Raw genomic sequence first — 20,862 nt, forward strand, 5'->3', positions numbered from 1 at the left:
ACCTCTTTTACAGTCTTCGATATTTTTTCAGAATGAGAATGTTTAAGAATGCGAATAAAATGGTGAAGCCCGCCAAGATAAGAAGATCATTTGCGATCTCTGACATGCCTTGGCCTTTCATCATAATCAGCTTCAAGGCGTCTGCTCCGTAGTACAGAGGCATGATCTGCTGCAGTGACTGAAGCCAGCCGGCCAGACTATCCATCGGAAAAAGACCTGAGAAAAACACCTGCGGCACAATGACGAGAGGGACAAATTGAATCAGCTGAAGCTCGTTATTGGCAAACGCTGATAAAAATGTGCCAAGCGTTAAAGCCGTCAAAGAAAGCATTACCGTTACGATTAACACAAGCCAGAACGATCCGCCCTGATACAATCCAAGAATTTGAACAGCATACCAAGTGATCAACACAGATTGGAGGGTTGTAAACAAGCCAAAGCCTAATCCGTATCCGGCGACAATTTCCCAGCGGCGCAGAGGTGTTGAGAGGATCCGGTCAAGCGTGCCGTTCGTCCGTTCTCTTAAAAAAGAAATCCCTGCGATTAAAAAAACAAAGAAGAAAATAAATAAGCCGATTAGTGTCGGACCGGTATAATCAAACGTGCTCAAATCCTCTTTGCCGTAGGCATAAGAGACCTCTGCTGGCTGTTTTTGCTGACTGCCTCCAGTTGTAATGATCTGAAGCAATTGTTTGTTCTTAGACTGGCTGCCATCAAGTGTCACTTTCATATGCTGATTTGTGAATGAAATAAATGCGTCTAGCTGTTCATCATCTATATGCTGTTTTGCATGGGTATTCGAAAATTCTGTCACTTTGATATCTTTTTTCTCCAGTTGCTGCGTCATTTCGTCCGGCAGATGATACCCTCCGACATGAAATGAGTCCTCCTTATGATCAAGGATGAGGTGAACCAAAGTCAAGACCAAAAGCGGAGCCAGCAGCATCAAAAGCAGCGTTCGTTTATCCCGGTAAAATTGCAGAATGATTTTTACGGCAAGTACAGTCACTCTCATGTTGCACTCCCTCCAGAAAGAAGAAAGACATCTTCAATAGATGCTGCTTTGTATTTATTCATCAGTTCTTTAGGCGAACCGCTGTCAATCATTCGGCCATCCCTGATCAGTCCAAGGCGGTCGCATTTTTCAGCCTCATCCATAACATGTGTCGTCACAAGAATGGCGGCTCCGTTTTCTTTCAGACGGCCGAGTTCACCCCAGATCGACCGGCGCAAAACGGGATCAATTCCGACAGTGGGCTCATCAAGAGCAAAAACGTCCGGCTCGTGAACGAGTGTTATCGCAAGGGACAGCCTTCTTTTCATCCCTCCGGAAAAAGCACTTACTTTCTTCTCGGCATGTTCAGTCAAGTCAACCAAGTGAAGAACTTGATCCATCCGTTCACGCTTTCGTTTTCCTTTCATTCCAAACAGCCCGGCAAAAAATGAAAGATTTTCCTTTGCGGTCAAGTCTTCATAAAGCGCGTCAGACTGGCCCATATAACCGATCCGATGAAACATGTTCAAATTTGGCATCGGTGTTCCGCACACAGCAACTGTGCCGGTGGATGGCTTCAGCATCCCGATCATCATTTTAATCAGTGTTGTTTTTCCTGATCCGGAGGGGCCCAGCAATCCAAAGATTTCTCCCTGATTCACAGAAAAGGTAAACGGTTCTAAAACAGTTTTGCTGCTGAATCGTTTGCTGACATCTCGCATTTCTATTACGTCCATATTGATCTGCCTCCTTATTTATTAAAGTAAGTAATCACTCATCAATAAATTACCACGAACAGGGAAGGTTGTAAAGTGAGTAATCACTCATATCGAAATGAAGAATATCGTATTTGAAAAAGCTTAAAAGGGGAAGTTCACCAAATTTCGAAAGCCAGTCAGTCATATACACTGGTGGACTCTGAGGTATGGCGGTGAGATCAGGAGGTCTGATATCAAACATGAACGAGAAACCGAGGGCTGCTTCCTAAAGGGTTATGAAAAGCAAAATCGGCTCACGTGTTTTATACGGCTGATGCGCCCGCCTGGTACATGAAACGGGTGAAACGTGATGCTGATTGGATTATGATCAAGAAAGGCATTTTGCAATTTTTGCGGGATCAAATATATGAATAGGACTTTGTTTTCACGTGTTAAACATCGCACTCTGAATGTTCGGGACAAATGGCTGGAGAATGTCTATTAAAAAAATCATGGATATGAATGGCTGCTAGTCTTTCATGCATAGAGAAAGATAAGACATCAGTCTCTTTTTTAAAATGAATCGTGTGTGTTAAGGTACAACCATCGATTTCTAAAAATTTAAATAAAAGGAGCGCTGTTATGCAAATTAAAGAAATTTTTATGATCCGCTGCATTTCGTGCTTAAGTGTCGTCTTGCTCCATATCATTTCAATGGTCCTGATGCTTCAGGCAGAAGCTCTCGCAGATATTTCTCACACCGTAGATTCTTTCCGCACACTCCTGATGTTCAGCACGCCTGCCTTCATTTTCATCTCTGAATTTTTGCTGGCCCGTTCTTATCCTGACGGGGTGCCAAACGGTTTTTTAAAGAAGCGGGGAAAAGTGATTTTCGTTCCTTTTTTATTTATCGCGGCCATCGATGCACTGCTGATGACCAGTGCGATGGGGGGAGAGATCACCTTTCTCGCGATCGTGCAAAAGTATTTGGCGAACGTATTGTTAGGAAACTTTATCGGATACTTCATTCTCGTCATCTTTCAATTTTACATGCTGCATATGATGTTTCATGAGTATTTGAAAAAAGCATCGCCGAAATGGGTGCTGTCCATCTCATTTGTGGTGACAGCCGCCTATTTAAGCTATTTTTCAGCAGTCAGCCCGGCTCCCGCTTCAGAAGAGGGCGGTGGGTTTCCGTTCTTCTGGGTTCCGTTCGCAGGCTGGCTTTTCTACTTTTGTCTTGCCTACTATTGCGGAAAGGAGTATAAGCGCTTTTTAGCCTTGCTGAACCAATACCGCTTAGTGATATACGGCGCCGCGCTAGCTTCTGCTGCGCTGGTTGTCACTGTTTCTTATGTCGGTGAAATCGGCATGATCAGCTCGAAACGGCCTGATATCATGCTGTATTCGACAAGCATGATTTTCCTGTGCTTTCACTTGTTTTCTAAAATGAAGCATGTGCCGAAAATCATTATGTTTATCAGCAACTATTCCTTTTCGATTTATCTGCTTCATGCTTATTTTATGATCATAGGCTACGTTTTGCTTTTAAATATGCCCGGGATTCCTGCCGTACCGGCTGTTCTCCTGTTGTTTGCCGTGTGCACAGCCGGCCCGATTCTGACCTCATGGGCACTGAATAAATTCAAATACGGTTATTTATTTGTGGGGAAGATTTATCAGCCAAAACAGAAGAAAGCCACATTAGAAGTGCGTGATCACGCAGGGTGAAAACAAGCGGCAGGAGAGAGGTTCCTGCCGCATTTCTTTATTTCTCATCTACTTGCAGTACCGTTTTTAAATACAGTTTTGCAGCTTCAGCAAGTCCAGATACATCAGCCTTTTCTTCATCGAAATATAGCGCGTTCTGGATGATGCCGTCATTCATATTGAGGAAAAATTTCGCGATCGTCGCCAAAGGCTGCAGAGGCTGAAATTCCCCCTGATCGATTCCTTTTTGCAATAGCTTTGAAAACCTTGCCACAAAAAGATCATACCGCTTTTCCAAATACTTCCGCCGTTCTTCATTGCGCCAAGCCGTCACTAAATATTCAAACTGCACCGGCGCCAGTGTATCCGCTGCATCACGCAGGCCTTCAGCCAGTTCATCCAAATAGCTGGAGATGGCGGCCCAAACACTTCGGTGTTCAGCTGAGTCATCAAGCTTTCGGAGCCCTTCATCTAGCCCTGCTTCAATGATTCGCCGAAACATCTCCTCGGTGCTTGAAAAATAAAGATAGACACCGCCTCGGCTGAAACCTGACTCTTCCACAACGTCCTTCATTGTCGTTAATTCGAATCCTTTTCGTTTAAAAACCGTTTTGGCAGCCTCTAAAATCTCTGCCTGCCGTTTATCCTTGTGCTCCTTTGTTACTTTCGGTGACAAGATATCGCCTGCTTTCTGCAACTTTCTTACCTACAAGTGTAATCAACCCGACCATGATCAGCAAGCAGCCACAGACAAGAAAAGCAAGTGATACACCGATCCATTCCGCCAGCACGCCCCCGCCCGCCATGCCGAGGATGGAGGCGAGGGTTGTCGCGCTCTGAATGGCGCCAAACACCCTGCCGCTGTAATCGACAGGCACTGTTGTTTGCACGAGAATTTGAAATGGAATATGGACGAGACCGAAAGCCGCTCCCATGATGAAAAAAGCGAAAATAAAAAGAGCAATGCCGGCTATTCCCATTCCGCTCAGAAATGGCATACCTCCAGTTGCTAGTCCAAGCAGAAAGGTCCCAGATGAGAAATAAAGAAAATAAGATGTGATTCGCCGTCTGCCGGCAATTGCCGCCGTAAGGAGCATGCCGGCTCCGCTTACGGCCATGCACCAGCCTGCAAGCTCAGGCGGAGCGCCTGAAAAAGAACGGATAAGAATGATAGCCTGGGAATCACCAATCTGCAAAACAAAGAGAACGACGCAAGCTGTGAGTAAGCCTGTTAAAAGAAGCGGCATCCGTTTCAAATACTGAAGGCCTTCTTTGATAGAAGCAAGTGCTGATGTTTTTTCTTGAGGTGTATTTGCTTTTTGTAAAAAAGCATCTTTGGGGAGGAAAAACAAAATGACAGCGGAAAGAAGAAAGGCGCCGGCGTTGATATAGAAAACAGAATGTATAGAGACAGCAGCGATCAGCATGCCGCCAAGGGCAGGGCCGAAGATTTTTGCGCTGTTATCAATGATGCTGCTGACGGAAACGGCCTGCTGAATGTGTGCTTCCGGAGCCAATTCCTTAAGCTTTCCGTTTTTAGCAGGTGAAAAAAGTGAAGAAAAACAGCTCTGAAGGCATAGCAATACATAAAGCTGCCAAAGCTCACTGACATAAACGCAGCTGATAACAGTGAGGGCACGGCCGATTTCAGACAGAAACATGATCGTTTTTCTGTCAAAACGGTCGGCAAGCAGACCCGATACAGGTCCGAGTACAATGACAGGCAAAGCAAACGACATCATTAAAAGCGACATATCTAATGGTGAAGCATGAAGCTGAAAAGCGGCTAATGTTAGCACGGCCAAAATGTGAAGCCAGTCTCCAAGTGAAGAAATGGTTTGTGAGGCTAACAGTGTCATCAGTCCTTTTTGATTGCGAAACAACGGTTTTTCCATGATTCATCCTCCTGATCATTAAAATGACACTTGTGTCGTTTTTATTGTATGGGAAAAAGACACAATATACAATCTTTTTCTTGTAAAATAAAGGAGAAGATTGAACAGAAGGGAGAACATACATGACAACAGCCAATCTAAGCTATCCAATAGGAGAATACCAGCCGAGGGAATCGGTATCGAAGGAGCAAAAAGATAAATGGATTCAAGTGCTTGAAGAAGTGCCGGCAAAATTGAAGCAAGCTGTAGAGGGCATGACGGACAGCCAGCTTGACACACCGTACCGGGACGGTGGATGGACCGTTCGGCAAGTTATTCATCATCTGGCTGACAGTCATATGAACAGCTATATTCGTTTTAAATTGAGCTTGACGGAAGAGACACCGGCTATCCGTCCGTATGATGAAAAAGCATGGTCGGAGCTAAAAGACTCGAAAACGGCAGATCCGAGCGGCTCACTCGCGCTTTTGCAGGAGCTTCACGGAAGATGGACGGCTCTGCTCCGCACTCTGACGGATCAGCAATTTAAGCGCGGGTTTTATCACCCTGATACAAAGGAAATCATTACCCTGGAGAACGCGCTCGGCCTGTATGTCTGGCACTCACATCACCATATCGCTCATATTACGGAGCTTTCCAGACGGATGGGGTGGTCTTAACGCTTTTGCCGGCGGAAAGCCGGAATACTGATAGCAGCAATCACCAGAAGTGAGATCACAGCAGCCGCTGCATATAAATGATCATAGCCGCTGGCGACACTCGCATGAATGGCGTCGCTTATCGCGGTTTTGACTTCAGGAACGGGAATGCGTTCGATTTGTTCTTGTAAAGAAGAAACATCAGAACTGTCGATCTCCGGAATCATCTGCATCGCCTTTTCTGAATATCCGCTGTCCGATAAGCGGCTGCTGATCTCATCACCTATTTGGTCAAACCCGGCTGTGATAAAACCTGCATAAAGAGTAGGCGCCAAGGTCAGTCCAATTTGCCTTACTAATGAAAGCGTGCCAAGAGCTGTACCCTTATTTGTTTTTGCCGCTTCTGATACAAGGACGTTCAGCGGAGCGCCTAACAGAAAGCCAAAACCGATCCCAGCTGCCACACTTGCGATCACAAACTCCCATTTTTCCGTCACCCAGAGCGGAAATAAAGCAAACCCCGCACATGAGATGATTCCCGAAAGAATAACGGTTTTTACAGGACCTTTTTTGTCGGTAAGCGCTCCGCCAAGCCAAGCGCCGATTCCGGAAGCCAACGCAAGCGGTGTCATCCAATAGCCTGCTTTTGCGGCAGGGACACCCAAATACTGTTCGACATATGACGGGATAAAAATGACTGCCGCCAAGAGCCCCCCGGATAACAAACCGATGATAAGCGTGCGCTGAAACATATGGTTTCGCAGCAGAGAATACGCCAAAATCGGATCGCCTCCTCGCATTTCAACTCTCTTTTCATACGAGATAAGCGCTGCAAAACAAAGTATGCCAAAAATAATACATCCATAAACCTCCGGATTCCCCAAGCTGTGTAAGAGATTTGCCCCATCAAGGTTCGTCATGCCGTACATCACGGCTAAAATCGACAGTGATAGAAGGAAGATTCCGGCCGCATCGAGGCGCTTAGCTTCAGGTGCTTTTGTTTCCGCGATAAAATATGCGCCGAGTACAACCAATAGCACGGCAATCGGCAAATTAATCAAAAATAGCCAATGCCAAGACCCGGTCCAATCAAGCAGAAAGCTTCCGATATTTGGCCCGAGCACAGCGGCCATCCCGTTCATTGCGCCAAGCAGCCCAAGGGCCTTCCCCTGTTTTTCCTTTGGGAGGGTCGCGAGAATGTGAGAGCTGCCGATGATGAAAATCCCGCCGCCTCCAAGCGCCTGAATCAGCCGCGATATCAGAAAGAGCGGGAAGCTTTGGCTCAAAGCAACAAGCAAAGAACCAAATCCGAACAGGCAAACCTCAATGAGAAAGAGTTTTTTTCTGCCGTAGCGGTCGGAAAGCTTTCCGACGATTGGCACACTGACGCTAAGACCTAGCGTATAAAGGGTAATGCCCCATGATCCCCAGGAAGGTGAAACGGCAAACGACTCGTTTATCGTTGTTAAAGCAGCTGAAATAATTCCGTTATCCAGCGCAGCCATAAACACACCAATCGTAAACAGGCTGATCGCCCACTTTTGGCTTTTCTGCTCTGTTAATGCTTCAGACATATTTATCAACCCCCTTTTTGTTCACTCAAAGTATATTATTCATTTTGAATGAACTAAATGTCAAATAAAAAAAGCCTGCTCCCGCAGTTTGCGGATGACAGACTTACAGATTTATTCTTTTTTTGCTTTCTCTAATGCTCTTGAAAGGATAGACAGCCCTTCGGAAACAGCCTGTTTTTCTTCAGGGGACAGCAGCTCTAATGAACGCTTCAATTTCAGGTGGCCTTTTTCATACAAACCCCGGAAAATATTTTTCGCATTCTCTGTCAACTGAACAACTACAGAGCGGCGGTCCTCTTCAGAATGTGAGCGTTTGACAAATCCTGATTTTTCAAGCCGGTCAAGCAGCCCAGTTGTATTGGACAGGGAAGCCCCCATTTTTTCAGCAATGTCGCTCACTTTTAATGTTCCATGGTTGTTTAATAGCATCAGCACCTTCATTTGCGGCATGCTCATATCCAGCTTCATCCACTCGGACACATCACCGAGCCCGGCGGAAGTTAAGACTTTCATATAGAGCACCCATATTTCCCGTTCCTCCGATGAAAGAATGTTTTCGTTTAATACTGTTGTATCGTGTAAATTATATTCCATTTCATCACTTCCTCATCATTCACTCCTCTTACCATATTACTCGATTTTCACTCCTGAAAGAAAGTGAGCAGAAACCGCATGCGGGACTTTGTTCGAAAAATAACGGTAGTGTATAATGAGTTGGAGATTATTGGGGGAGAGGATCGAACTAGAATATGATTGGAGAGACCATTGCTGATTAAAAAGAATGCTATATCAATATTAAAAATCGTTTTTCCTATTGCTGTTTTGCTATTTGTTATTTATCAATCGAAAAAAGAACTGACAAATCTGTCATTCAAACGTACGCTCATGGTCATCAACGGACTGGAACGAACGGACTTATTCATGCTTGTGTTGATTGGCTTGCTGGCTGTTGCGGCCATGTCGCTGTATGATTACGTCCTGAAATACTCACTGCGCCTATCGATCACAAATGGAAAAGTATTCAGGGTTTCCTGGATCGCCAACTCATTTAATAATGTGCTGGGATTCGGCGGTTTAGCCGGAGTCGGGTTAAGAATGATGTTCTATAAGGAGCATACGAAAGACCATAAGGCACTCGTGAAAGGAATCGCTTGGCTCACATCATCTATGCTGCTCGGATTATCTGTTTTCAGCATTTTCGTCGCTGCGAGAGTGCTGCCAGTGGATGAAGTGATTCATGAAAAGCCTTGGCTATGGGCGGTCGTTATCGGTTTTGCGCTGATATTGCCGCTGTCTTTGGCGGTGTCCAAAATAAAAGACCGCAAAGCTGGGGACGAAGAGAATGCGGATAAAGTGAAAAATCCGATTTTCGCATATATTGGAGCTTCAGTTGTTGAATGGCTCATGGCCGGGACCGTCATCTATTTTGCTTTGTTCGCTATGGGCATTCATGCAGATATCAGGTATGTGTTCGGGGTGTTCGTCATTGCGGCGATCGGAGGAATGATCAGCCTCGTGCCGGGCGGCTTCGGCTCGTTTGACCTTTTATTTTTGCTGGGGATGGAGCAGCTTGGCTATCATCAGGAGGCCATCGTTACTTCTATTGTGTTGTACAGGCTCGCCTATTCATTTATCCCATTTATCTTAGGACTGTTCTTTGCCGCAGGCGACCTGACGGAAAATACAATGAAGCGGCTCGAAACGAACCCGCGCATCGCACCGGCAATTGAGACGACAAACGTTCTGCTTGTTGTTCAGCGTGCGGTATTAGTGAGAATTTTGCAAGGCTCGCTTTCCCTTATTGTGTTCGTAGCAGGTCTGATTGTCCTGGCCTCAGTTTCCTTGCCGATTGACAGGCTGACGGTTATACCGCACATTCCGCGCCCGGCGCTTTTGCTGTTCAACGGTCTGTCCTTAAGCTCAGCGCTCATTCTGCTGATTTTGCCGATCGAGCTTTATAAACGGACAAAACGTTCCTATACGATGGCCATTACAGCGCTTGTCGGCGGCTTTGTGTTCAGCTTTTTAAAAGGGCTTAACATCAGCGCGATATTCGTACTGCCGATGATTATCGTATTGCTTGTGCTATTGAAAAAACAATTTGTCCGCGAACAGGCATCCTATACACTGGGACAATTGATATTCGCTGTGGCGCTGTTTACTGTGGCGCTCTTTAACTACAATCTGATCGCGGGCTTTATTTGGGACCGGATGAAGAAGGTGCTGCGTCACGAATATTTCGTCCACAGCACCTCGCATATTACACATGCAACCATCATGGCGATCATTATTGTGCCGCTGTTCTTCTTGATATTTACAGTGGTCTATCATAAGAGAACGAAACCGATCGGAGAGAAAGCTGACCCTGAGCGTCTTACTGCGTTTCTCAATGAAAAAGGCGGCAACGCGCTGAGCCATCTTGGTTTTCTTGGAGATAAGCGGTTTTATTTTTCTAGTGATGGGAATGCACTGCTTCTGTTTGGGAAAATCGCCAGAAGGCTGGTCGTGCTCGGCGATCCGTCTGGCCAAAGAGAATCATTCCCGCTCGTGCTGGAAGAATTTCTGAACGAAGCGCATCAGAAGGGATTCAGTGTTTTGTTCTATCAAATTGAACGAGAGGACATGGCGCTGTATCACGATTTTGGCTACAACTTCTTTAAACTTGGCGAGGAAGCATATGTAGATTTAAATACATTTACCTTGACTGGGAAGAAAAAAGCCGGCCTTCGGGCAATCAATAACCGCTTTGAGCGGGAGGAGTATACTTTCCATGTGGATCATCCCCCATTTTCTGATGCGTTTTTGGAGGAGCTGAAGCAAATCTCAGACGAATGGCTCGGCTCGAAAAAAGAGAAGGGATTCTCGCTCGGATTTTTTGATCCTTCCTATTTACAGAAAGCGCCGATCGCCTATATGAAAAATGCAGAAGGAGAGATCGTTGCATTCGCAAATGTCATGCCGATGTACCAGGAAGGAGAGATATCGGTTGATCTGATGCGCTATCGCGGCGACGCTCCAAATGGCATTATGGACGCATTGTTTATCCGTATGTTTTTATGGGCAAAGGAAGAGGGCTGCACGTCATTTAATATGGGGATGGCACCCTTGGCCAATGTCGGCACTGCCTTTACATCCTTCTGGTCCGAAAGGTTTGCTGCTGTCATTTTTAATAATGTCAGATACATGTACAGCTTCAGCGGCCTAAGAGCCTTTAAAGAAAAATACAAACCGGAGTGGCGAGGGAAATACTTGGCGTATCGGAAAAACAGATCTCTTTCTGTCACCATGTTCCTCGTTACACGTCTGATTGGCAAAAGCAAAAAAGACTCCGTCTAATAAGACGGAGTCTTTTTTTTATTTCGTTTTTAAGAAGTAGGTTTCAATATCATCAAGCAGGTAGTTTGCGGCTTTAATTCCGCCTGCGGTTGTCCACACGACGTCATCGACTTCATGTGCATTACCTGATTTCACGGCCTTTAGGTTTTTCCATAGTGAACTGCTTGTCCACTGATTGGCCCATTTTTCATTTTCCTTTGCATTATCGGCTTTATAAGTGAAATAAAACAGCACATCAGCATCCATATCAGGAATAGATTCTTTACTGTCGGTTGAGAACGTAAATTGGTCCTTTTGTTTCTTGAACAGTTCTACTTGTTTTTCAGGGCGTTTGAAGCCAAGCTGGTCTAAAATAATCCCTGAGAATGAATCGGTATAATAGATTCTTGATTCACCGGATAAAAAGCGTACGACTGAAACTGTTTTGTTAGTCTGGTCGCCCAGCTTGTTTTTTAAATCAGAAACGCGTTTATCAAAATCGGCAATGACTTCCTTGCCTTTATCCGCCTTATTCACCGCGTTGGCGTATAGAGTCAGGTTATCCTTCCAGTTCCCGGCCAAAGATTCAGCGAAAACAGTCGGCGCAATCGCATTTAACTGATCATAAATTTTTTCCTGGCGCACTTTGTTTCCAATAATCAAATCAGGCTTTAATTCTGCGATGGCTTCCACATTCGGTTCCGTTTCAAGACCGACGTTTTTAACACCTTTCATGTCATCTTTCAGATAGTCATACCACGGGTCGCCCTTCCATGACTTTACGGCTCCGACCGGCTTAATGCCAAGCGCTAAGAGCGCCTCTGTTCCTTCATTAGTTAAAACAACAATCCGTTTTGGATTGGCGGGGATGTTGTCTGATGTCCCCATTGCATGTTTGACCGTTCTTGTTTTGCTGCTTGACCCCTCGCTGTTGCTTGAACTTTCTGAACTATTACAGGCAGAAAGTACCATAACGGCCATTAAAAATACGAATAGCATGCTGATATGCTTTTTCATCTTTTTCCTCCCAATATTGAAATTCATTATCATTTAGATCATAATAAGCAGTGTTAAGAGTGTCAATCCCTAATTGAGGATTATTCTCAAAAACAAACATTACATAGTGAATAACTAGGAGAATTAGATCATGATCTGCAAAAAGGCATCTTCAAAATGGATTGTGTTAGTATGTCTGATTTTCATTTTACTGGCGGCTGTCTGCGCAAGCGTCGTGTATGGCTATACAGGTACGTCATGGAGACAGGTCTATCAGGCGTTTACTTCCTTCAACGGAACAAATGAGCATGTCATCATCAAGGATGTCAGGCTTCCGCGCGCTTTGGTTGCGACAGTCGTCGGCGCCTCGCTTGCAGCCGCAGGCGCTCTCATGCAGGCGCTCACAAAAAATCCGCTTGCGTCACCGGGGATTTTCGGGATTAACGCCGGTGCAGGTTTTTTTATTGTTGCCGGATCGTTTTTTCTGCATATTCAGTCACCTCAGGCATTAGTATGGAGCTCGTTTCTGGGGGCAGCATTTACCGCCGCGATCGTCTATGCAGCAGGCTCGCTTGGGAGGGAAGGGCTGACGCCAATCAAACTGACGCTGGCGGGAGCTGCCATGGCAGCCATGTTTTCTTCTCTGACACAGGGCTTGCTGTCTGTCAACGAACTCGAGCTTGCCCAGGTGCTTTTTTGGCTGACTGGCTCTGTGCAGGGCCGGAGTCTGGATCTGTTGATGACGATGTTTCCATATGCAGCGGCAGCGCTGGTAATCTGCTTCTTTCTCGGCCAAAAAATTAATCTCCTCGTTATGGGAGAAGATGTGGCAAAAGGACTCGGCCAAAAAACAGGCCTGTTAAAATTTGTGATGGCGCTTTGTGTTGTCATGCTTGCAGGGTCCGCTGTCGCCATTGCCGGGCCGATTTCTTTTATCGGCATCATTATTCCGCATTTTGCCCGCTTTGTCGTTGGTAATGATTATCGCTGGGTTCTGCCATTTTCCGCTGTTTTGGGTGCCATTTTGCTTGTTTGCGCGGATATCGGTGCGCGATATATCATTATGCCTCAGGAAGTTCCTGTCGGGGTCATGACCGCCATCATCGGAATGCCTGTGTTTGTGTACATAGCAAGAAGGGGGGCGAAGCTATGAAACTTCGTTTTGGCGTTACTGCGGCTGAAAAGAAAGCATGGATCGTCTTTTTGGTTTTACTGGGGTTAACAGCTGCTGTACTCATCATAAGCGCTGGTCTCGGACAAAGGTTTATTCCTCCCTGGGATGTAGCAAAAACATTCTTTGGTGCAGGTTCCAAGCTGGATGAACTGATGATCATGTCGTTCCGCATGCCAAGAATTTTGACGGCTTTATGCGCCGGTGTCTGCTTGGCAGCGGCAGGCGCGATATTGCAGGGGCTCGTCAGAAACCCTCTCGCATCTCCGGATATTATCGGAATAACAGGAGGAGCGGCAGTAGCGGTCGTGCTTTTAATGATGTTCTTCTCAGACCGCAGCAGTTCACTTACGATCAGTCTGTCATGGCTTCCAGCAGCAGCATTTATCGGCGCATCGGCTGTCGGGCTCATCGTCTATTTACTGGCATACAAAAATGGCGCCTCCACATTTCGGCTGGTGCTTATCGGAATCGGATTTTCAATGTCGGCGCAGGCGATGACTACCCTGCTGATGATCAAAGGTCCGATTTACCGGGCATCACAAGCCAATGTATATATCACTGGGTCAGTTTATGGGTCAAACTGGCAGCATGTAAAAATAGCTATTATCTTATCTGTCATTCTCTTATTCATTTGTTTTGTCGCGCTAAAAAATATGAATATACAGGTGCTGGGTGAAGATATTGCGGCGGGTGCAGGAAGCGCTGTGCAGCGAAATCGTTTTTTCTTGCTCCTTTTGAGTACGGCTCTTACTGGTTGTGCAGTTTCAGTTGCCGGCACAATCGGTTTTGTCGGGCTGATGGCGCCCCATATTGCAAGACGGCTTGTCGGCTCATCTTATGGCGCCCTGCTCCCAGCGTCGGCACTTATTGGAGCTCTGCTCGTTTTAACAGCTGATATCGTCGGCAGAACCTTATTTGCCCCGGTGGAAGTGCCGGCCGGCGTCTTTACAGCGGCTATCGGCGCACCTTATTTTATTTATTTGCTCTATAAAACAAGAAATTCTTGATCGTTACACCCATTTTCTTAAAAAAGAAAATGGGTTTTTTTGATAATGACTGAAGATTCGTAATTATTTTTGCTATACTGACAGAGACATTGATAAAGAAAGGGCGGCAGATGAATGAAAGAAGCAGAGGTATTAAAATATGAAGCATTTACAAGCAGTCCCGGCAAAGGAAACCCTGCAGGCGTCGTTTTGCAGGGAGACGATTATACGGAAGACGAGATGCAGATCATAGCTGAGCGTGCCGGGTATTCAGAAACTTCCTTTATCCGAAAAAGCGAGTCGGCCGATCTTGAACTCCGTTACTTTACACCTGGACACGAAATGAATTTGTGCGGTCATGCGACAGTTGCTTCTCTTTACGCATTATGTGAGAAAGGAATGCTGGAGAGCGGTAAAACGTACAGCATCCAAACGAAAGCGGGTATCCTGCCTGTGAAGATTTCTGAAAAAGATGGCCGTATTCATATCACGCTTGAACAGGCCTCTCCGCAATTCAAACCATTTACAGGCGATCGGAAAAAACTTGCGGACGCACTGGGTATCACCGAAGAGGATTTTCATGAAGACCTTCCGATTGTGTTTGGCAGCACTGGCATATGGACAGCCATCGTTCCGCTTAAATCATTGGAGGCTTCCAAAAAAATGGTGCCAGATAACAAACAATTTCCGGAAGTGTTAGTTGATCTGCCAAAAGCTTCAGTCCATCCGTTTACCTTTGAAACCGTCCATCCCGACAGCGACCTGCACGGACGCCACTTTTCATCCCCGTATTCGGGAACGATTGAAGACCCCGTGACTGGCACAGCATCCGGCGTGATGGGGGCTTATATGAAACAATATGGCAATGCCAAGCAGTATAAATTTATCATTGAACAAGGGCAGGAAATTGGAAAAGACGGAAAAGTGGAGATCAAAATGAACGAAGCCGGCGGCCATGTGAAAGTGAACATGACAGGAACAGCCGTTTACTCAGAAACCCGTATTCTTAAAATCTAATACGGATGATGGTTTACAAAAAGATGCACTTTCCGTTATCATTATGAAATGATAATCATTTTCAATTGCATAGGAAGGTGAGACGGTATGCCTCAAACCGAACAAATACATCAGCATTCAGTACTGCGGGACATCATACGCAGCAGAAGATCGATTCGAAAGTTTAAACAAGAGCCAGTACCTTCAGCAGTCATTCTTGACATGCTTGAAACGGCAAAATATGCGCCAAATCACAGAGTGACAGAGCCATGGAGATTTATTTACGTTTCCAGTGAGACAGGTAAAGCGAACCTCATCAATACATTTGCAGCGTTCTCTAAGAAATCCAAGCCGGATATGACAGAGGAAAAGCTTCAAAATTTCAAAAACACACTTGGGCGCGTTCCGGGATTTCTCCTCGTCGTGTTTCAGGAAGATGAAAACGAAAGAGCGCGGGACGACGATTTTGCGGCAACAAGCTCGTTGATTCAAAATCTTCAGCTTCTTGCTTGGGAAAAAGGAATCGGCATGGTTTGGAAAAGCGGAAAAATCCTTTATGACAAAGAAGTCCATCAGGCCTTTGGTTTGCAGGATAATGAGCGTTTCGCCGCCATCATACAAACAGGTTATCCTGACGAGGCGCCGGAAGTGAAAAAACGCACACCGATCCGCGACCGGTTCACTGAAATGTAAAAAGCCCCTTGTCTCAAACGGAGACAAGGGGTTTTTCATTAACGAGATTTCTTTTTCGCTCTGTTGTCGGCTGCTTTCGCACGCTCTTGCGCTTCGCGGTCATCTGCATCAGCAAGCTCGGTTGAATATTCTTCGTAAACGCCGTCAGTTTCCCTTTTTAATGCATCGGGAACTTGTGGAAGCTTTTGTTTGTTTTTATCACGGTTTTTGTGGATATGATTTCTGCCCATATCAAATTCCCCCTAAAAAGTGATATCAAACAAATATAGTATTTGGTTTTAAGGGGCTATGTATTCCTACTTCCGCTTAGCAGCTTTTTCCGCTTTTTTAAATTCGCCTGAATAAAGAACTTCCTGCATTTTTTTCAGGTTGGCGCCTTGCTGATGCTTCTCCCTCTTTTTTTCCATAAAAAGGACCTCCTTCAACCATGTTATTCTTAAGTTTGACGCTTCCTGCTGTTTTTATACAGTCTTTCGGTCCGCTATCAGCTGTGAGAGTGCAAATTCAAGATCCGAATATGTAAAACGAAATCCAGAGGTTATCGCTTTTTTAGGAAGAGCGCGCTGTCCTTTCACAATCAAAAGACTCATTTCACCCAATGCTTTTGATAAAAAGAATTCCGGGACGGGGAGCCAGTGCGGGCGGTGCTTCACCCGTGCAATCGCTTTTCCGAATTGCTTCATGTCCACAGGATTGGGCGCGGTGACATTCATTGGGCCTGAGATGCCGGCGTTTTCCACCGCATATCGGATCATCTGGGCCGCATCCTCGACATGAATCCATGACAGCCACTGCCTTCCCGTTCCGATCGTTCCGCCGGCCAGAAACTTATAGGGGAGAACCATAAGCGGTAGAGCGCCTTTTTCTCCAAGCATCACGCCAAATCTTGCATAAACCGTCCTGATGCCCATCGCTTCAATATGCTGTCCTTCCTTTTCCCACAGGTGTGCAGTATGGCTGAGAAAATCCTCATCTGACGTTGCAGAATCCTCTGTGAAAGTTTTCTCTAGGCTTGTGCCGTAAATACCCACGGCACTGGCTTGGATCAATGTCTTCGGCTTCTCCTTCTGTTTCTGAATAAGCCGCTGCACTTCACGCGTCGCATTGATACGGCTGGAGAGAATGTGCTGCTTCGTTTTTTCTGTCCAGCGGCCAAAAATCGATTTTCCCGCAAGGTTTATCCAGACATCAATATGAGGAAGTTCCTGCTCCGGGGCGGCTCCTTCCGTCAGCCATTGGACATATGTCATATTTTTTTGTTCAGTTTCCCTTGCGTTTCTTGATAAAATATAAACATGGTGTCCCTGGCGGATAAGAACGCCTGTCAGATGCTGGCCGAGAAAACCGGTTCCGCCCGTCATTGCGATATTCATGAACATCTCTCCTCATCGTTCTAATAAATATACTTTACCTCATTGTAATAAAAGAAAACGCGTTTCAGGCCAGAGAAGGGAGATTAAGATGCCGTTTATTACAAAAATATCAACGCAAAAAAAGAATACGGAACGCTTCAATATTTTTCTGGATGATAAATACGCCTTCAGCGTGGACGCGGATGTGCTCGTGAAATTTGAGCTCAAGAAGGGAAAAGAACTCGATGATCTTGACATCATTGAGATTCAATACGGCGATGAAGTGAAGAAAGGCTTCAACCGTGCGCTTGACTTTTTATCCTATCGAATGCGGTCGACGAAAGAGGTCGAGGAGCACTTAAAGAAAAAAGAAACCTCGCCCCCCGTCATTGCGGAAGTCATCCATAGGCTTAACGATTACAAGTACTTAAACGACCAGGAATTTGCCGCAGCCTATGTCAGCACTCACAAAAAAACAAACGGAAAAGGCCCTGATGTTTTGTTCAGAGAGCTAAGGGCGAAGGGAATTGATGACGATACAATTAAGGAGGCGCTAAGTTCCTTTTCCTTTGAAGATCAGACGAGGGAAGCGGTCAAGCATGTTGAAAAGCTTCTCAAAAAAGATAAAAAGCTTTCGACGAAAGAACTCAAACAGCGCGCCCAGCTGCAGCTTCAGCGCAAGGGCTTCTCATTTGATGTTATCAGCGCGGCGATGGATCAGATTGAATATGAAAATGATGAAGACACAGAGAAAGAAGCGCTGCGCCTTCACGCGGAAAAAGCGTTTAGAAAATACCGCTACGACGGCTCATATGAAAGCGCCATGAAGGTCAAACAATTTTTATTCCGCAAAGGATTCTCACTCGATTTAATCGAGCAATTTCTGCAGGAAGAGGAGTAGCTGAAAAAATGGAGAAACGATACAGTCAAATGACACCGCACGAACTCAATACCGAAATCGCATTACTTTCTGAAAAAGCAAGAAAAGCCGAACAGCATGGAATCATAAACGAACTGGCAGTGCTCGAACGGAAAATTACGATGGCAAAAGCATATTTGCTGAACCCGGAAGATTACTCACCGGGAGAAACATATCGTATAGAGGACACTGAGGACCAGTTTACTATCAGTTATTTAAATGGCGTTTTCGCATGGGGATACAGGACCTCTTCCCCTCAGCAAGAGGAAGCGCTGCCAATCTCAGTATTGAAAGAAAAAGAATAAAGCGTAACAGGAGGCTGATGATCAGCCTCTTTTTGTTTGCAGCACATTTACATGACTTCTTAAAGAAAAAATCATTGAATTCACTTGAAAAATCTTTTAAGATGAAACTCGTTGTTTTTTAAAATCAAAGGAGGCGATGACGTTGAGTATCAAAAACCCATCTGTAAAATTTATTATATTTGTTCTTATGATTTGTACATTTTCAATCGGCTATACAGAATACGCGGTGATGGGTATTTTGACGTCGATTGCCAATGACTTTCAAATACAAGTTTCATCAGCAGGGCTTCTTGTCACGGCTTATGCGGCAAGCGTTTGTTTGACAGGACCGCTCGTCACCATCATTTCCGTCAAGCTTCCGAGAAAGCCTGTGCTTCTTGGGCTGATGGCGATATTTATCCTTTCAAACCTGATGAGCGCACTGGCGCCGAATTTTACGGTATTGGCCATTTCAAGAATTTTATCTGCATCCATACACGGCGCTTTCTTCGCGATTGCCATGGTATTCGCAAGTGAAATGGTTCCGCCGGAAAAGCGTGCTGCAGCTGCTGCTTCAATGAACGGCGGACTGACAGTGGCTCTAATGCTTGGTGTTCCATTCGGCTCTTATCTTGGAGATGTCCTGAATTGGAGAGCGGTGTTTTCCATCATTACGGCACTTGGTGTCATCGGATTTTTAGGCCTTATGGCTGCAGTGCCGAACAGAAAACCAAAGGTGATCCCAATGCTTATGAATGAGTGGGGGGTTTTTAAACACAAACAAGTGCTGTTTTCCTTCGCGATTACCATTTTAGGCTATTCCGGTGTCTTTATCGCCTACACCTTTATCGAACCCATTTTGAGGCATTCAGCCGGATTCAGCACGGTTGGCATTACAGGTGCTCTCTTTGCGTATGGATTGGGAGGCGTTGCCGGGAATTTCTTTGCGGGAAAAGTACCGCTGCCTTTGCTGACTCGGACGATGATCGGCGTAATGATCGGTTTAATCGGTGTTCTGGCTGTATTTCCTTACATCACCATTTACCCGGCTGCAGCCATTGTGGCAACGTTCCTATTCGGGGCATGCGCATTCGGCACGCCGCCTCTTCTGCAAACAAAGGTCATTTCCTCATCTGAGGGCGGCACAACCATTGCCGCAGCTGTCAGCGTATCAGCATTTAACCTTGCCAATGCCCTTGGTGCATGGATCGGGGGAATGATTTTAAACGGAACAGGCTCTTATTCCTGGCTGTTTGCAGGAGGTGCGCTTATGACTGCATGCGGACTTGTGCTTTCTACCTTCGCACACTTATCAGAAAAGAAAAGCGTCTACGAATATCAAGTCAATAAAGGGTAAAAACAGCTGCAGTGTATGCAGCTGTTCTTCTTTACCGTTTGCCTGAGGCTCTCATTCTTTCTTGAGGATGCTGATTGATAGATCCGTCAGCACGCTTTGAAGCATAGTCGTCCTTTGCTCTCGGTTCACCCTGAAATTTGTTTTCGTTTTCGTAAGGAAATCCTTTTTCTTTATTTCGGACCATGTCATATCCCCCTAGGTTCGAGATCAAAAAGTTGCGTCTTTCAAGATGAAGACGTAAGGTTAGTATATGGAGAACACCACGTAATAAAGCGTTATTTTTTTCCTGAAGAAAGGAGACTGCACACATGAATATGTACATTGAGAAACTGACTAATCTGCTTCTGGAAAAGAACGAGATGATCAGCTATATACAGGCAAAAACGTGGGTGGAATTGTTATGGAGCGATTTCGAAGCAACCTATGCAAAAGCCGGACACGCCTATCAAGGTGAAAAAATGACTGAAAAAATCGTCACACAATGGATTGAAAACTATGGCGGCCAGCTCCACCTTTTTCAAAGCTCCCGTAACGACGTGAATGATTACTTAAATCAAAGCAGAGGCCTTTTGCACTAAAAACCTGCCGTTAACGACCGGCAGGTTTTTTCATTTTCTTAAAATTACCTTAAAAGGAAGAAATCATAAACAAAACATGTTTCACCAGCCTGTCAATCAGGGAATACCACTAATATCTTGTCAAAATGCGAGGAGGAGCTTTATATGAAAAAGAAACAAGTAATGCTCGCTTTAACAGCTGCCGCAGGACTGGGTTTGACAGCACTTCATTCCGCTCCCGCAGCAAAAGCTGCGCCCCTTCACGACATATCTGTCAGCATGCCATCATCCGATTCTTACATCATAAAAACAGGAAAGCTGAATGTCCGGACTGAGCCAAATCATAAAGGTGACATTCTCGGCACTGTATCATCAGAACAAAAAGTAAAAGTCTATGGATTTGTAAATGCCGATTGGGCTCAAATTCATTTCAAAGGAAAAAAAGCGTATATTTCAACCCACTTTTTAATGAAAACCGCAAGCCAAGCGAAAACAATGAATCAGACAGCCTTCTATGCACCGACGCCCGAAAATGGAAAAGCTAAACAGCTCTCATCTGGAACAGAGGTGACAATACTTGGGTGGGGATTCAGTGAAAACGGCGGATTTGACTTCACTTGGGCGTTCGTGGATTATGGCGGAGTTAAAGGCTATATTCACACAAAGGATTTACAAATGCGATAAAAAGGCAGGCCGAGGCTTGTCTTTTTGCCTATGCATGAAA

General features: G+C 45.4%; 23 protein-coding genes. 12 read left to right on the forward strand and 11 right to left on the reverse strand.

Translation table 11 applies throughout. The features are described from left to right. Positions 1-7: 7 nt before the first annotated feature. Together AC0OMU_RS01110 and AC0OMU_RS01115 are read right to left on the reverse strand one after the other, a co-directional pair. The gene (locus AC0OMU_RS01110) at positions 8-1,015 is read right to left on the reverse strand and encodes an ABC transporter permease (RefSeq protein WP_015383135.1); all 1,008 of its coding nucleotides are present in this window, start codon (positions 1,013-1,015) and stop codon (positions 8-10) included. Next, entirely contained in the window at positions 1,012-1,731 is a 720-nt protein-coding gene (locus AC0OMU_RS01115) for an ABC transporter ATP-binding protein (protein WP_015383136.1), read from the reverse strand. The genes AC0OMU_RS01110 and AC0OMU_RS01115 overlap by 4 nt, the downstream gene beginning before the upstream one ends. Before the next feature lie 603 nt (positions 1,732-2,334). Between AC0OMU_RS01115 and AC0OMU_RS01120 the strand changes: the two genes are divergently transcribed. Next, the gene (locus AC0OMU_RS01120) at positions 2,335-3,423 is read left to right on the forward strand and encodes an acyltransferase family protein (RefSeq protein WP_015383137.1); all 1,089 of its coding nucleotides are present in this window, start codon (positions 2,335-2,337) and stop codon (positions 3,421-3,423) included. Positions 3,424-3,460: 37 nt separating this feature from the next. Here AC0OMU_RS01120 and AC0OMU_RS01125 read toward each other — a convergent pair whose 3' ends face one another. Together AC0OMU_RS01125 and AC0OMU_RS01130 are read right to left on the reverse strand one after the other, a co-directional pair. Further along, positions 3,461-4,078, reverse strand: coding sequence for a TetR/AcrR family transcriptional regulator (locus tag AC0OMU_RS01125; RefSeq protein WP_015482971.1), 618 nt, complete (start codon positions 4,076-4,078; stop codon positions 3,461-3,463). Continuing rightward, complete coding sequence (locus AC0OMU_RS01130) at positions 4,044-5,297, reverse strand: MFS transporter (RefSeq protein ID WP_015383138.1); 1,254 nt, start codon at positions 5,295-5,297, stop codon at positions 4,044-4,046. Before AC0OMU_RS01130 ends, AC0OMU_RS01125 begins: the two co-directional genes overlap by 35 nt. A 122-nt stretch (positions 5,298-5,419) precedes the next feature. Here AC0OMU_RS01130 and bstA point away from each other — a divergent pair, with 122 nt between their 5' ends. Then, the gene (bstA, locus tag AC0OMU_RS01135; protein ID WP_015383139.1) at positions 5,420-5,956 is read left to right on the forward strand and encodes a bacillithiol transferase BstA; all 537 of its coding nucleotides are present in this window, start codon (positions 5,420-5,422) and stop codon (positions 5,954-5,956) included. On the opposite strand, the gene AC0OMU_RS01140 is transcribed toward bstA, so the two are convergent. Both AC0OMU_RS01140 and AC0OMU_RS01145 read right to left on the reverse strand, forming a co-directional pair. Beyond that, positions 5,953-7,509, reverse strand: coding sequence for an MFS transporter (locus tag AC0OMU_RS01140; RefSeq protein WP_015383140.1), 1,557 nt, complete (start codon positions 7,507-7,509; stop codon positions 5,953-5,955). The two genes, bstA and AC0OMU_RS01140, sit on opposite strands and share 4 nt — an antisense overlap. Before the next feature lie 111 nt (positions 7,510-7,620). Next, on the reverse strand, positions 7,621-8,103 hold the full coding sequence (locus AC0OMU_RS01145; RefSeq protein WP_014663255.1) for a MarR family transcriptional regulator: 483 nt from the start codon (positions 8,101-8,103) through the stop codon (positions 7,621-7,623). A gap of 171 nt (positions 8,104-8,274) precedes the next feature. Here AC0OMU_RS01145 and mprF point away from each other — a divergent pair, with 171 nt between their 5' ends. Beyond that, on the forward strand, positions 8,275-10,845 hold the full coding sequence (gene mprF / locus AC0OMU_RS01150; protein ID WP_015482972.1) for a bifunctional lysylphosphatidylglycerol flippase/synthetase MprF: 2,571 nt from the start codon (positions 8,275-8,277) through the stop codon (positions 10,843-10,845). An 18-nt stretch (positions 10,846-10,863) separates the two neighbouring features. Here the strand turns inward: mprF and AC0OMU_RS01155 are convergent, their stop codons facing one another. After that, positions 10,864-11,841, reverse strand: coding sequence for an ABC transporter substrate-binding protein (locus tag AC0OMU_RS01155; protein ID WP_014476203.1), 978 nt, complete (start codon positions 11,839-11,841; stop codon positions 10,864-10,866). A 130-nt stretch (positions 11,842-11,971) separates the two neighbouring features. On the opposite strand from AC0OMU_RS01155, the gene AC0OMU_RS01160 reads away from it, so the two are divergent. The 4 genes from AC0OMU_RS01160 (at position 11,972) to AC0OMU_RS01175 (ending at position 15,669) form a co-directional block, all read left to right on the forward strand. After that, complete coding sequence (locus AC0OMU_RS01160) at positions 11,972-12,973, forward strand: FecCD family ABC transporter permease (RefSeq protein WP_003233570.1); 1,002 nt, start codon at positions 11,972-11,974, stop codon at positions 12,971-12,973. After that, entirely contained in the window at positions 12,970-14,001 is a 1,032-nt protein-coding gene (locus tag AC0OMU_RS01165; RefSeq protein WP_003243057.1) for a FecCD family ABC transporter permease, read from the forward strand. The genes AC0OMU_RS01160 and AC0OMU_RS01165 overlap by 4 nt, the downstream gene beginning before the upstream one ends. Before the next feature lie 114 nt (positions 14,002-14,115). Continuing rightward, positions 14,116-14,997 carry a PhzF family phenazine biosynthesis isomerase gene (locus AC0OMU_RS01170; protein WP_015383143.1) on the forward strand — a complete coding sequence of 294 codons (882 nt, stop codon included), beginning with the start codon at positions 14,116-14,118 and terminating at the stop codon, positions 14,995-14,997. Between the two features lie 87 nt (positions 14,998-15,084). Further along, positions 15,085-15,669: a nitroreductase family protein gene (locus tag AC0OMU_RS01175; RefSeq protein ID WP_003243940.1), complete on the forward strand. Its 585-nt coding sequence runs from the start codon at positions 15,085-15,087 to the stop codon at positions 15,667-15,669. A 38-nt stretch (positions 15,670-15,707) separates the two neighbouring features. Here AC0OMU_RS01175 and AC0OMU_RS01180 read toward each other — a convergent pair whose 3' ends face one another. The 3 genes from AC0OMU_RS01180 to AC0OMU_RS01190 form a co-directional block, all read right to left on the reverse strand. Beyond that, positions 15,708-15,899 (reverse strand): YfhD family protein, encoded by a 192-nt coding sequence (locus tag AC0OMU_RS01180; protein ID WP_003233561.1) that lies wholly within the window; start codon positions 15,897-15,899, stop codon positions 15,708-15,710. Between the two features lie 66 nt (positions 15,900-15,965). Next, on the reverse strand, positions 15,966-16,076 hold the full coding sequence (locus AC0OMU_RS01185; protein ID WP_003223230.1) for a YfhE family protein: 111 nt from the start codon (positions 16,074-16,076) through the stop codon (positions 15,966-15,968). Between the two features lie 54 nt (positions 16,077-16,130). Beyond that, positions 16,131-17,042 (reverse strand): TIGR01777 family oxidoreductase, encoded by a 912-nt coding sequence (locus AC0OMU_RS01190; RefSeq protein WP_038428645.1) that lies wholly within the window; start codon positions 17,040-17,042, stop codon positions 16,131-16,133. A gap of 88 nt (positions 17,043-17,130) precedes the next feature. Between AC0OMU_RS01190 and recX the strand changes: the two genes are divergently transcribed. The 3 genes from recX (at position 17,131) to AC0OMU_RS01205 (ending at position 19,581) form a co-directional block, all read left to right on the forward strand. Continuing rightward, positions 17,131-17,922, forward strand: coding sequence for a recombination regulator RecX (gene recX, locus AC0OMU_RS01195; protein ID WP_015383146.1), 792 nt, complete (start codon positions 17,131-17,133; stop codon positions 17,920-17,922). Between the two features lie 8 nt (positions 17,923-17,930). After that, complete coding sequence (locus AC0OMU_RS01200; RefSeq protein ID WP_015383147.1) at positions 17,931-18,245, forward strand: YfhH family protein; 315 nt, start codon at positions 17,931-17,933, stop codon at positions 18,243-18,245. 142 nt (positions 18,246-18,387) lie between these two features. Continuing rightward, on the forward strand, positions 18,388-19,581 hold the full coding sequence (locus AC0OMU_RS01205) for an MFS transporter (protein WP_015482975.1): 1,194 nt from the start codon (positions 18,388-18,390) through the stop codon (positions 19,579-19,581). A 31-nt stretch (positions 19,582-19,612) separates the two neighbouring features. Here the strand turns inward: AC0OMU_RS01205 and AC0OMU_RS01210 are convergent, their stop codons facing one another. Next, positions 19,613-19,765: a small, acid-soluble spore protein K gene (locus AC0OMU_RS01210; RefSeq protein ID WP_003223241.1), complete on the reverse strand. Its 153-nt coding sequence runs from the start codon at positions 19,763-19,765 to the stop codon at positions 19,613-19,615. 124 nt (positions 19,766-19,889) lie between these two features. On the opposite strand from AC0OMU_RS01210, the gene AC0OMU_RS01215 reads away from it, so the two are divergent. Further along, on the forward strand, positions 19,890-20,159 hold the full coding sequence (locus AC0OMU_RS01215; RefSeq protein ID WP_003243789.1) for a YfhJ family protein: 270 nt from the start codon (positions 19,890-19,892) through the stop codon (positions 20,157-20,159). A gap of 144 nt (positions 20,160-20,303) precedes the next feature. Next, positions 20,304-20,822, forward strand: a complete 519-nt coding sequence (locus tag AC0OMU_RS01220; protein WP_327844189.1) for an SH3 domain-containing protein — start codon at positions 20,304-20,306, stop codon at positions 20,820-20,822. Positions 20,823-20,862 lie beyond the last annotated feature (40 nt).

The sequence above is a fragment of the Bacillus sp. FAU18 genome (genome assembly GCF_056033885.1).